This is a genomic window from Kitasatospora sp. NPDC088391 (assembly GCF_044753345.1).
Taxonomy (GTDB): domain Bacteria; phylum Actinomycetota; class Actinomycetes; order Streptomycetales; family Streptomycetaceae; genus Kitasatospora.
The window spans coordinates 486,716-498,258 of sequence record NZ_JBIVNB010000004.1 but is presented as its reverse complement, the minus strand read 5'-3'; the positions used below and the strand labels follow the sequence as shown (position 1 = coordinate 498,258).

The 11,543-nt window shown below is 77.4% G+C and carries 12 protein-coding genes; 4 read left to right on the top strand and 8 right to left on the bottom strand.

Annotated features, from left to right (window positions below):
- Window positions 1-2 precede the first annotated feature (2 nt).
- The 5 genes from ACIQBJ_RS15400 to ACIQBJ_RS15380 all read right to left on the bottom strand — a co-directional run bounded on the left by ACIQBJ_RS15400 (window position 3) and on the right by ACIQBJ_RS15380 (window position 5,861).
- On the bottom strand, window positions 3-1,034 hold the full coding sequence (locus ACIQBJ_RS15400) for a beta-ketoacyl-ACP synthase 3 (protein WP_400709111.1): 1,032 nt from the start codon (window positions 1,032-1,034) through the stop codon (window positions 3-5).
- A gap of 68 nt (window positions 1,035-1,102) precedes the next feature.
- Complete coding sequence (locus ACIQBJ_RS15395) at window positions 1,103-2,062, bottom strand: SDR family NAD(P)-dependent oxidoreductase (protein ID WP_400709108.1); 960 nt, start codon at window positions 2,060-2,062, stop codon at window positions 1,103-1,105.
- A complete protein-coding gene (locus tag ACIQBJ_RS15390) occupies window positions 2,059-3,087 on the bottom strand; it encodes a 3-oxoacyl-ACP synthase III family protein (RefSeq protein WP_400709105.1) in 1,029 nt (342 codons plus the stop codon). Before ACIQBJ_RS15390 ends, ACIQBJ_RS15395 begins: the two co-directional genes overlap by 4 nt.
- A 111-nt stretch (window positions 3,088-3,198) precedes the next feature.
- Window positions 3,199-4,956 carry an acyl-CoA oxidase gene (locus ACIQBJ_RS15385; protein WP_400709102.1) on the bottom strand — a complete coding sequence of 586 codons (1,758 nt, stop codon included), beginning with the start codon at window positions 4,954-4,956 and terminating at the stop codon, window positions 3,199-3,201.
- A complete protein-coding gene (locus tag ACIQBJ_RS15380) occupies window positions 4,953-5,861 on the bottom strand; it encodes an acyltransferase domain-containing protein (protein WP_400709099.1) in 909 nt (302 codons plus the stop codon). Before ACIQBJ_RS15380 ends, ACIQBJ_RS15385 begins: the two co-directional genes overlap by 4 nt.
- A 359-nt stretch (window positions 5,862-6,220) precedes the next feature.
- Between ACIQBJ_RS15380 and ACIQBJ_RS15375 the strand changes: the two genes are divergently transcribed.
- The 3 genes from ACIQBJ_RS15375 to ACIQBJ_RS15365 all read left to right on the top strand — a co-directional run bounded on the left by ACIQBJ_RS15375 (window position 6,221) and on the right by ACIQBJ_RS15365 (window position 8,602).
- On the top strand, window positions 6,221-6,865 hold the full coding sequence (locus tag ACIQBJ_RS15375; RefSeq protein ID WP_400709096.1) for a hypothetical protein: 645 nt from the start codon (window positions 6,221-6,223) through the stop codon (window positions 6,863-6,865).
- A 126-nt stretch (window positions 6,866-6,991) separates the two neighbouring features.
- Complete coding sequence (locus ACIQBJ_RS15370; protein WP_400709093.1) at window positions 6,992-7,618, top strand: hypothetical protein; 627 nt, start codon at window positions 6,992-6,994, stop codon at window positions 7,616-7,618.
- Window positions 7,619-7,705: 87 nt separating this feature from the next.
- Window positions 7,706-8,602, top strand: coding sequence for a GNAT family N-acetyltransferase (locus tag ACIQBJ_RS15365; RefSeq protein ID WP_400709090.1), 897 nt, complete (start codon window positions 7,706-7,708; stop codon window positions 8,600-8,602).
- A 75-nt stretch (window positions 8,603-8,677) separates the two neighbouring features.
- Here the strand turns inward: ACIQBJ_RS15365 and ACIQBJ_RS15360 are convergent, their stop codons facing one another.
- Entirely contained in the window at window positions 8,678-9,556 is an 879-nt protein-coding gene (locus ACIQBJ_RS15360; RefSeq protein ID WP_400709087.1) for a class I SAM-dependent methyltransferase, read from the bottom strand.
- Between the two features lie 119 nt (window positions 9,557-9,675).
- Window positions 9,676-10,176, bottom strand: a complete 501-nt coding sequence (locus ACIQBJ_RS15355; RefSeq protein ID WP_400709084.1) for an FBP domain-containing protein — start codon at window positions 10,174-10,176, stop codon at window positions 9,676-9,678.
- A gap of 91 nt (window positions 10,177-10,267) precedes the next feature.
- On the opposite strand from ACIQBJ_RS15355, the gene ACIQBJ_RS15350 reads away from it, so the two are divergent.
- Complete coding sequence (locus ACIQBJ_RS15350; RefSeq protein WP_400709081.1) at window positions 10,268-10,837, top strand: TetR/AcrR family transcriptional regulator; 570 nt, start codon at window positions 10,268-10,270, stop codon at window positions 10,835-10,837.
- Between the two features lie 156 nt (window positions 10,838-10,993).
- On the opposite strand, the gene msrA is transcribed toward ACIQBJ_RS15350, so the two are convergent.
- A complete protein-coding gene (msrA, locus tag ACIQBJ_RS15345; RefSeq protein WP_400709078.1) occupies window positions 10,994-11,500 on the bottom strand; it encodes a peptide-methionine (S)-S-oxide reductase MsrA in 507 nt (168 codons plus the stop codon).
- Window positions 11,501-11,543: the final 43 nt, after the last annotated feature.

Genomic DNA, 11,543 nt, shown 5'->3' with positions numbered 1-11,543 from the left:
GGTCAGTCGACGGTGTGGCGGACGGGGTGCGCGGCGGGCCAGGTCAGGGCGACGGACGCCCAGGTCAGGCCGCCGCCGAAGGCGGTGAGCAGGGTGGGGGCGCCGGGGGCGAGGGCCCGTTGCGGGCCGTCGTCGGCGAGCACCAGCGGGATGGACGCGGCGGCGGTGTTGCCGAGGTCGCGCAGGTTGCCGAAGCGGGCGGCGGCGGGCAGGGCGAGCCGTTCGGCGACCGCGTCGAGGATCCGCTGGTTGGCCTGGTGGGCGACGAACGCGCCCAGGTCGGCGGGTTTCCAGCCGGCCCGGTCGAGGGCGCGGCCCGCGGAGGCGGTCAGGTGCCGGACGGCCTGGCCGTAGACGGCGCGGCCCTGCATCCGGAACCAGTGCGCGCCGGGGTCGAGCCGCTGCCGGTCGGGGTGGCGGGCGCCCCCGGCGGCGACGGTGATCAGCGCGGCCCCGCCGCCGTCGCTGCCGAGGTCGGTGGCGCGCAGTTCGCCGGGGGTGCCGGGGGCGGCGGCGGCGAGCAGCACGGCCCCGGCGCCGTCGCCGAAGATCGCGGCGGTGTCGCGGTCGGTGGGGTCGACGATGGTGGAGTAGGTGTCGGCGCCGATCACCAGCGGGCGTCGGCAGGCCCCGGCCCGGATCAGGGCGTCGGCGGTGGCGAGGGCGTAGAGGAAGCCCGAGCAGACGGCGGAGACGTCGAAGGCGGGGACGTCGCCCAGGCCGAGCCGGTGGGCGACGGCGGGCGCGGTGGCGGGGCAGGGGTGGTCCGGCGTGGTGGTGGCCAGCAGCACGAAGTCCGGTGCCGCATCCGTGCGTTCGTCCTTCCCTCCGGGGCCGGTCGCGGCGGACTCGATCGCGGCGGCCGCCGCCCGCACCGCGAGGTCGCCGGTGGAGGTGCCGGGGGCGGCCCGCCGCCGGCGGTGGATGCCGGTGCGGCGGCGGATCCACTCGTCGCTGCTGTCGAGGCCGCCTGCGGCGATCACCTCGGCGTTGTCGACGCTGCGGGCGGGCAGGCAGGAGCCGATCCCGACCACCGCGCCGACCGTTGCGCGTCGCGGGGCCGACGCCCCGTCACCCGTCGTGTCCGGCACGGCGCACCGGCCTAGGCGGCGAACGGGGAGGGCGGCTTGGGGATGCCCGCCAGGCCGCCGTCGGGGACGCTGAGCCCGCCGTCCAGGACCAGGGTCTGCGCGGTGACCAGGGCGGCGGCGGGCGAGGCCAGGAACAGCACCGCGCCCGCGACGTCCTCGGGCGTGCCCCAGCGGCCCTGCGGGACGTGGCTCATCAGCCAGTCCGAGACGGGGCCGGTCTCGACCGCGAAGCCGGTCATGTCGGTGGCGATCCAGCCGGGGCTGACGGCGTTCACCCGGATGCCCTCGCGGGCCCAGCCGACGCCCAGGCTGCGGGCCAGCGAGATCTGGGCGGCCTTGGAGGCCGCGTACGCCTCCATCATCGGGGTGCCGACCAGTCCGGCCACCGAGGACATCAGGATCAGCGAGGCCCGGTCGGAGGCGGCCAGGAACGGGTGCGCGGCGCGGCAGAGTTCGGCGGTCACGTTCAGGTTGACGGAGATCACCCGTTCCCAGTCGGGCTGGGCGGAGAGCTGGAAGGGCACCAGCAGGGGCGTGCCGTCCTCGGCGGTGGGCAGCACCCCGGCGTTGTGCACCAGCACGTCGAGGCCGCCGAACACCTCGGCGGCCCGCCGGACCACGTCCGTCGGCGCCCCGGGCTCCGCGAGGTCCGCGGCCAGCGCCCGGGCCCGGACGCCGTGCGCCTCGGCCTCCTTGACGGCCTGGTGCAGCGCCGCCTCCGTGCGGGCGGTCAGCACCAGGTCGCAGCCGGCCGCGGCCAGCGCCAGCGCGCAGGCCCGGCCGATGCCGCGGGACGCGCCGGTGACCAGGGCGCGGGCCCCGTCCAGCCGGAACGCGGCGGGCAGCGCGGGGACGAGGCCCTCCAGGACGGGGGCGCCGGGGGCCGGGACGCCGGGGGCGGGGGCATCGGGGGCCGTGCCGTCGAGGGCGGGGTCGTTGAGGACGGGGTCGTTCATGACGAGGTCGTTCATGACGGTCGCTCCTTCCCGAGCGGGTGGTGGTCGCCGGACCAGCGCAGCAGGGCGCTGCCCCAGGTCATGCCGGCGCCGAAGACGGTCAGCAGGATCAGGTCGCCGGGGCGCAGCCGCCCCTCGGCGTGCGCGGTGGCCAGCGCGTACGGGGCGCTGGCCGCGCCGATGTTGCCCACCAGGTCGCCGACCACGGTCATCCGGTCGGCGAGGCCGGACTCCTCGGCGAGGCGGTGCAGCAGCACCGGGTTGGGCTGGTGGGTGATCACGTGGTCGAGGTCGGCGACGGTGAGGCCGTGCGCGCGCAGCGTCTCGTGCAGCATCCGCGGGAACGCCTCCCGGATGAACCGGCTGACGAAGCGTCCGTCCATCCGGATCCGGTGCTCGCCCGCCGCGAGGGTCTTGCCGTCGGCGGGGAGGCGGCTGCCGCCCGCCGGGATCAGCACCCGGTCGGCGAGCGTCCCGTCGGAGCCGAGCCGGAACCCGCCGAGGCCGCCGGGCGGCTCGACCGGGCCGAGGACGGTCGCGGCCGCGCCGTCGGCGAACAGCACCGCGGTGGCGCGGTCGGCCGGGTCGACGAACTTCGAGTACGCCTCCACGCCGACCACCACGGCGAGCATCGGGCCGTCGGCCCCCCGCAGCCAGTCGTGCGCGACCTTCGTCCCGAACAGCCAGCCCGAGCAGGCCGCCGAGACGTCCAGGGCGACCGCCCCGGCCGCGCCGACCAGGGCCTGCACCCGGCAGGCCGTGGCCGGTCCGAGTTCGTCGGGCGTGGAGGTCGCGCAGACCAGCAGCCCGATCCGGTCGGCGGTCACGCCCGCCGAGTCGAGCGCCCGCCGGACGGCGGCGGCCGCGAGGTCCGAGGCGGCCTGCCCGTCCGCGGCGACGTGCCGCTGCCGGACGCCGGTCCGCTCGGCGATCCACTCCGGCGTCACCCCGACCGTGCCCGCGACCTCGGCGTTCGGCCGCACCCGTTCCGGGACGTACCGTCCCGTTCCCCACACCCCGACCGCGTTCACCGCACCCACGTTCCTTTCCGGTTCTCGGTGGTCGTTCCTCGGTGGTCGTCGTCCCTCCGGGCCCGGCGGGAGGTTCTCCCGGGGCCGCGCCGGCCCCCGGCCCGTCCGCCGCCGGGGCGCCTACCCGGCACCGAAGAGCTCCTCGACCAGGTCGAGGTGCGGCAGCAGCAGGTCGTAGGCGCGTTCGAGCGCGGTGTCCAGGCCGGCGAGGTCGCCCGGGGTCAGCGTCCGGTGCCGCAGCAGCGGGCCGGCGGCCCGTTCGGCCGCGCGCAGTCCGGCCAGCCGGGCCATCGCCGTGAGCGGCTCGCGGTACGGCCCGCCGGGGTCGAGGGCGGCGAGCGCCCGGGGGACGTCCTGCGCCGCCAGCCGCGCCGCGTACGTCGCGCCGAGTTCCGCGGCCAGGTCCAGCAGCGGGTTCCAGACCTCGAACGGGGTGCTGCCGCCGCCCTCCCGCTCGGCCCGGGCGCGGCGCAGCCGGACGGTCAGGGTGTGCTGGTGGCGGGTCAGGACGGCGGGCCACCAGCCGGGGTCGGCGAGGTCGGCGGGGATCGCCGGGAGTTCGCCGCCGGGGGGCTCGTCGAGCAGGGCGCGGCCGAGGTCGTAGCGGATCAGCCGGCTGTCGCCGCCCGCCGGGTCGAAGGCGCGGGCGAAGCCGTGGTAGCCGGGGAGCCGGTTGGCGTCGGCGAGTCCGGCGTGGCCGCAGCGGCGCTGGCAGTCGGCGACGATACGTTCGGCCTCGTCGGCGCAGTGCGCCTTGTACGCGGAGAGCGGGCGGCTGACGGCTGACCAGGGCGCGAACCCGGCGGCCGCCCCCGGGGTGGTCGGGGCGTCCGACTCCCGTGCGGCGAGCAGGAGTTCGCGGGCCCGGGCGGCGGCGCAGCTGAGCGCGAAGGCGTCGGCGAGGGCGCCGAGCAGGGCGCGCTGCTGGCTGCGGTGGGCGAGCAGCGGGGTGCCGGGGGCGAGGACGGCGCGGGTCTCCCGGTGGCGGGAGTGCCGGACGGCGAGGACGGCGGAGCGCCGGGCGAGCGCGGCGAGCACGGTGGGCAGGACGCCCCACAGTTCCTGGCCGACGGCCAGGGTGCGGCGCAGCCGCTCCTCGGGGGTGCGCGGGTCGTGCAGGCGGCCGTGCCGGTCGAGGCGGGCGCCGTCGCGCAGCCAGTGCGCCTCGGGGACGCGCAGGCCGTCGAACCGCACCCGGTGGTAGCTCAGCGGCAGGGCGCTGACCGCGACGGGCGGGCCGAGCAGCACGCCGGGCCGCGGCCCGGCCCGGTCGGCGAGCGTCGCCAGGAAACCGAACACCCCGCCGTCCCGGCCGTCGGCGTCCACCGCCCGGGCGACGACGACGGCTCCGCGCGGCCCCGGGTACCGGGCCACCCCGCCGAACTTCCGGTCCGCCGTCTCCCTGGTCCGCAGGACGAACTCCCTGGTGGTGGCGTCGAATTCGGCGACCGTCCCGGCTTCGAGGTGGCTGCTGGCGCGGCCGGCCTCGGTGACCAGGTAGCCGATCCGCAGCTCGCCGGCGTCGACGGCGGCGAGGGTGTCCCGGACGTCCTCGGGCGCTCCGGCCAGCCGCAGCAGGGAGCCCTGTCCGAGCACCAGTTGGGTGACGAGCGCCATTCCGAGCCGGGGGTCGGCGAGCGCGGCCTCGGCCAGCACGGCGGCCAACTCGTCGGGTTCGGCGTGCAGTTCGGCGGCCGACGGGGTGGCCGCCAGCAGCGCCCGCAGCCGCCGGTACAGGTACGGCTCGCGGGCGGCGGCGGACTCGGCGACCCGGTAGGGGTACCGGTCCAGTACCCGGCGCAGCCGCTCCGCCCGGGGGCGGACGCCCAGCAGGCGCGCCAACTCCTCGTCCCGGAGGGCGGGTTCCACGGCGTTCATCGGTGCTCTTCTCCCTGCTGGACGTGGTCCTTCGGTACGGGTGGGGGCGGGGGCGGGAGGTGCCCGGCGACGTCGGCGCCGGTGCCGCGCAGGCAGTCGGCGGCGTTGCGGGCGAGGGCGGTGCCGGGCCCGGCCTCGCGGTAGTGGGTGTGGCCGTGGGCGGCGAGCAGGGCGAGCGCCCGGGGCAGGTGGGCGGGCCGGACCAGGCAGTCGGCGGCCCGGGCGGGCAGGTCGTCCCGCTCGGTGTAGCAGCGCCCCGCGACGGCGGAGTAGACCGGCAGCGCGGGCCGCCCGGGCCGCGGGCCGGCCCGCAGCAGCGCCTCGAACTCCGCCCGCTGCCGGACCAGTTCGGGGTGGTGGGAGCCGAACGGCAGCCGCAGCCGGACAGCCTGCGCCCCCTCCGCGGCGGCCTGCCGCTCGACGGCGGCGAGCTGCTCGACCGGCCCGCCGAGCACGCACTCCACCGGGCTGTTGACGCACCCGACCACCACCCGCCCGGCCCCGGCCCGGGCGATCAGGGCGGCCGCGGCCGTCTCGCCCCGGTCGAGCAGGGTGAGCCCGTCGGCCGCCCCCGCCCCCGCTCTTGGCGCCCGGTCCGGCATCAGCACCCGGGCGAGCCCGAGCGCGGCCCGCGCCCCGGCGCCGACCGTCCACGCCCCGGCGGCGGTCAGCGCGGCGAGTTCACCGAAGCTGACGGCCAGCAGCGCGTCCGGCCGGCCGTGCCGCTCGACCAGCCGCCGGTGCCAGGCAACCGCCGCCCCGTAGTGCGCGAGCTGCTGGACCCCGACCCCGGCCTGAGCCAACTCCCGCCCACCGGACGGGTGTTCGCCGAGCAGTCGGCCGACGAGACCGACTCCGGTCTCGATGTCGATCTCCCGGTACACCTCCCCCAGGTGACGGCGCAACGCACCGTCCCCGGCAGCGGCCCGGTACAGAACCTGAACGGGGAAGTCCCCCTGACCTGGAAACATGTGGACCGAAACGGGCATGACGGGACGCTCCGCAGCAGCGAGAAGGCCGATCCGGCACGGGCCCGCCCCCTCGGCGCACCGGGTTTCCGGCCCGTTCACCACAGTGCCCGATCCGTATACCCACCAGCCAGCCCCACCAGCGCCGAAGCCGTTGAAAATCGCACCCCGGCTGAACTTCTGCCCCCGACCCCGCCACTCCCCCCTCTCGCCCCCTCGCCCTTCCCGGTCCGCCCCCACCGGTCCGCCCCCACCGGCGGAGACCGCCCCGGAGCTGCCTTGTTACGCTCGCCCGCATGACTTCCTCCTCCCCCGGCCCGGTCACCGCCGACGACGTCACCCTCGCCGTCCGGTCCGCGATCACCACCCTGCGCGCCGCCGAGAGCGCCGACTGGGGCGTCAACGCCGGTTCGCTGGAGTGGACCTGCTGGGAGACCGGCGAGCACCTGGCCGACGACCTGTTCTCGTACGCCGCGCAGATCGCCCCGTCCTCCCCGCCGCAGGACACCCACGTCCCGTTCGGCTGGGCCCGCAAGCGGCCGGGCGGGCCCGCGAACGCGGTGTCCGCCGATCCGGCGGGCGGTGTCGCGGGGCTGCTCCAGGTCCTCGACACCTGCGGCGCGCTGCTGGCCGCGGTCGTCCGGACCTCGCCGCCGACCGTCCGCGCGCACCACGTCTTCGGGGCCGCCGACCCGGAGGGCTTCGCCGCGATGGGCGTGGTCGAGACCCTGGTCCACACCCACGACCTGGCCGTCGGCCTCGGCCTGCCCTGGGCCCCGCCCGCCGACCTGTGCGCCCGCGTCCTGCACCGGCTCTTCCCCGACGCCCCCGCCGACACCGACCCGTGGACGGCCCTGCTGCACTCCACCGGCCGCGCCGACCTGCCCGACCGCCCCCGCCCGACCACCTGGCGCTGGCACGGCGCCCCCCGCCCGGCCTGACCGGGGCCGAGCGAGACCGACCGGAACTGAGTACGCGTACTCTGGCCGGAGATCCGTCGCATACGGAATGATGAGCGGACCGACGGGCCGACCGGGCCCGTCCCGCCGTCTCCGGAGTGCCCTGCCGTGTCTCGTCCCGCCCTCGCCGCGGCCGCCGCCGTCCTCGCCGCCGCCGGCCTGCTGACCGGTTGCGGCAGCAAGTCCGCCGCCGAGTCCCCGGGCCGCTCCGACGCGACCCCGCGGGCGACCTCGCGCACGACGGCCGCCCCGGACGCCGCCGCGCAGGCCCGGCAGGACCTGGAGCGGCGGGTCGCCGAGCACGACCGGACGTACCCCGAGGTGGCCGCCGGCTGCGCGGGCCGCCCGACGGAGCTGCCGCAGGCCACCGCGACGGCCGGGAGCGGGGGCGGCCCCGCCCCGGAGAACCCGAAGTACCTGGAGAACCACTCCTTCCAGCAGACCGTCCCGCTGAACCCGATGCAGCAGTGCCGGGGCGAGGCGCACGCCGCCCGCCTCACCGCCGCCCTCGCCAAGGCCGCCCCGCCCACCGGCCCGCAGTCCGCCGAGACGCTGCTGCGCCAACTCGGCTACCAGGACGCCAAGGTGACCGAGTACCCGACCTCCCTGCACTTCACCCTCACCGTCCCGGGCCTCGGCCCCTGCCTGACCGGCGTCCTCTCCGCCCCGCCGCAGATCGAGGTGCACGGGCCGTACCAGGAGGGCGGCTGCGAGTTCCCGCGCGGCGGCCACTGAGCCGACGGCCGCCGCCCCGCCGCGGCGAAACTCCGGTGCGCCGAAACTCCGGTGCACGCGGACGACCGCCCGGGGCAGACTGCCCCGATGACGAACGATCTCCTCCGCCGGGCCCGGCGGCTCTGGACGGGTCTCGCCGAGGCGCCCGCCGCGTTCCCGCCCCGGGGTGCCGCCACCGTCCTGGTGTCCCCCGACTCGGGCCTGTGCCCGGCCGGTTGGGTCGGCCTGATCACCCTGGACGGCGCGGTCCTGGCCACCGCCCCGGACGAACGACGGGCCGCGCTCGTCCGCGCCGCGCTCCACCCCGACCCGGGCGCGGCCGCCGACCCGCAGCGCCTGCGCGCCGCCCTGCCCATCCGGTGCCTCCTCGGCACGGCCACCCTCGCCTACCTCGCCCCGGACGCCCTGACGGCCCCCGCCCCGCGACTCCCCCGGTTCCCGCCCGGCGTCCCGACCCTGCGGGCCCGCCGACTCCCGGCCGACCACCCGGCCCTGCGGCAGCCCGCCGCCCCGGACGCCGCCCCGCGGACGTACCGGCTCCCCCTCGACCGCGCGACGCCGCAGCAGCCCGCCGTCCAGGGCCCGACGGCCACCGGCGCCCCCACCACGCCGCGGGTCCGCCGACTCCCGCCCGGCCACCCGGCGTTGCGGCAGCTCGCGGACCGCGTCCCGTCGGAGGAGCGCGACGAGGCGGGCCTGGACGAGATCACCTCACCCGTGTTCGCGGTGACCGAGGGCTCCACCGTCCTCGCCGCCTGCGGCTACCGCGCCTGGCCGTTCGCCACCGCCCAGTTCTCCGTCCTCACCACCCCGGCCCACCGGGGCCGGGGCCTGGCCGGCACCGTCGCGGCGGCCGCCGCCCGCCACGCCCTCGCCGCCGGCCTCCTCCCGCAGTGGCGCGCCCGCCCGGCCGCCTCCCGCCGGGTCGCCCAGCGGATCGGCTTCCGCGAACTCGGCACCCAGATCTCGCTCGAAGTCCCCTGACCCCCCGGCCGGCCACCGGCCCCGGCGCCGGCGGCACCGACCGCCCCCTCCGACCCCCGCCCCGCCGGAAGGCGCTCAGCGGCGGCCGGACACCAGCAGCGCCGCGTGCGGCAGCGCCAACAGGCCGTCCGGCTCCCGGAATTCCTCCGCGAGGCGTTCGAAGTGCGCCTTGACCGAGGCCCGGAGCTCCGGCGTCTGGTGGTGCAGCAATTCGCCGATGAAGGCGACCCGGCCGGCGGGCCCGGCCCACCAGTCCTCGGGGGTGGTGCGGTGCTCCCAGCGCAGGACGTCGACCTCGACGTCGCGCAGGCCCGCGTCGGCGACCAGCGCGGCCAGCCCGTCGGGGGTGCCGGCGGCCTGGAGCGCCGGGGGCGCGGGCGGCAGGTGGGCGGGCCGGGGCGTCCCGGCGGCCTCGACGGCGCGGCCGAGCAGGGTCTGGCCGGGCAGCGCGGGCTGGGCCCAGACGGTGAGCGCGAGCCGGCCGCCGGGGCGCAGCACCCGGCACAGTTCGGTGAGCGCGGCGGGCTGCCGCCCCACGTGGTTGAGCACGAAGTTGCCCACGACGGCGTCGAACTCGCCGTCCCCGAAAGGGAGCTCGGGGAGCGTCGCGGCCCGCACCACCGCTCCGGGGGCGTTACGCCGGGCGGCCGCCAGCATGCTGGGTTCGGCGTCGACGGCCGTCACCCGGGCTCCGCGCGCTCCGGCGGCGGCCGCGGCGGCGCCCGTCCCGGTGCCGACGTCCAGCACGGCGGTGCCGGGGACGACCCCGGCGGCGTCGAGCAGCGCGGGCACGGGGTGCGCGCAGAGCCGGGCGAAGCTCGCGGCGTAGGCGTCGGCGCGCCCGTCCCAGATCCGGCGCTCCAGCGCGTCGTACGCGTCGAGTGCCCCGTCCTCGCTGCCCACCCCGGCCGCAGTGCCCACCCCGGGTGCGGTGTCCCTCGTGAAAGCCGTCATCCGTTTCCTCCCCTTGTCCCGCTTGTCCCGCTCGCGCCGCGGAGCCGTCCGGGGGCGATCGTTCGCACACCGGCCGCCCCCGCCCCGCACCCTACCGGGGCGCCCGGCGGGGGCCGCGGTCAGCCCACGGGGGTGCCGGCCCGGACCTTCGCCAGGAAGTCGGCCAGGTTGTCGCGCATCCGGTCGATCCGCTGCTCCTGCGTCAGCGACTCGTAGATCTTGGTGCCGGTCTCGCGCAGGCCGCGGACGTACAGCGGGCAGGCGAGGTCGCTGCACATGTACGCCCCGACCGAGTTGCCCTGCCGCCCGGCGGGACCGGCCAGCGGGGCGACCAGCAGGGAGACGCCGCCGGTGTGGGTGGTGACGCAGAGCGAGCAGATGCTCCGCCGGGCCTGCCAGGACGCGGCGGAGGAGCTGCGCAGCACCACGGCCTGCGGCTGCTCGCCCAGGTCGGTGACCAGGTAGGCGCGGTCGGGGGCCTGCGGGTCGCGCCAGCCCAGGAAGTCCAGCTCGCCCCAGGGCTGTTCGGCCAGCTCGCGGGGCAGGTTCAGTCGTTTCGCCTCGCCCTTGGAGCAGTTCAGGAACGCGGCGCGGATCTCGGGTTCGGTCAGCTCTCTCACGAAACGCCACGCTAATTTGCCTAAGTCGTTTAGGCAAATGGATAATCGACGGAGGAAGCGACCCCGATCCCGGACGAGGAGACGACAGCCGGTGGCACGCGCAGGACTGACCCCCGAGGTGCTGGCCCGGGCCGGGGCGGAACTCGCCGACGAGGTGGGCTTCGACCGGGTGACGGTCGCCGAACTGGCCCGCCGCTTCGACGTGAAGGTCGCCAGCCTCTACTCGCACGTCAAGAGCTCCCAGGACCTGAAGGTCCGGATCGCCCTGCTCGCCCTCACCGAGCTCGCCGACCGCGCCGCCGACGCGGTCGCCGGCCGGGCCGGGCGCGACGCGCTGGCCGCCTTCGCCGAGGCGTACCGCGGCTACGCCCGCGAGCACCCGGGCCGCTACGAAGCCGCCCGCCTGCGCCTGGACGGGGAGACCGCCGCGACCAGCGCCGCCCCCCGGCACGCCCACCTCGTCCGGGCGATCCTGCGCGGCTACCACCTCCCGGAGCCGGACCAGACCCACGCCGTCCGCCTGCTCGGCGGCACCGTCCACGGCTACATCGCCCTCGAAGCGGCCGGCGGCTTCGCCCACACCCCCGTCGACCCGCAGCTCTCCTGGGACTGGATCGTCGACTCCCTCGACGCCCTGCTCCGCGCCCGCGCGACCGGCTGACCCGCCCCCGGAACGGCCGGGAGCCGGCCGCGGGCTCCGCACCCACGACCGGCTCCCGCTTCTTCCGGCACCGCGCCGGGCTTCCGGCACCGCACTTCCGGCACTGCTCCGCACTTCCGGCACCGCGCCGGGCCCGCGCGCCGTGCCTCCCGGCCGTCAGGCCCCGTCGCGCACCGGCAGCTTCCAGCCCGGCCGCGGGAAGTGGCAGGTGTACCCGTTCGGGATGCGCTGGAGGTAGTCCTGGTGCTCGGGCTCGGCCTCCCAGAAGTCGCCGAGCGGGGTGACCTCGGTGACCACCTTGCCCGGCCAGAGGCCGCTCGCGTCGACGTCCGCGATGGTGTCGAGCGCGACGGCGCGCTGCTGCTCGTCCGTGTAGAAGATCGCGGAGCGGTAGCTGCTGCCGATGTCGTTGCCCTGGCGGTCGACGGTGCTCGGGTCGTGGATCTGGAAGAAGAACTCCAGCAGCGCCCGGTAGTCGGTCCGCTCCGGGTCGTAGACGATCTCCAGCGCCTCGGCGTGGCCGGGGTGGTTGCGGTAGGTGGCGTGCGCGTTCTCGCCGCCCGTGTAGCCGGTGCGGGTCGACAGGACGCCGGGGAGTTTGCGGATCAGCTCCTGCATTCCCCAGAAGCACCCGCCGGCCAGGACAGCACGGTCCGTGGTCATCTCGTTCTCACTCCTCGCGTGTGGCGTCGACTCGCCCCGCCCG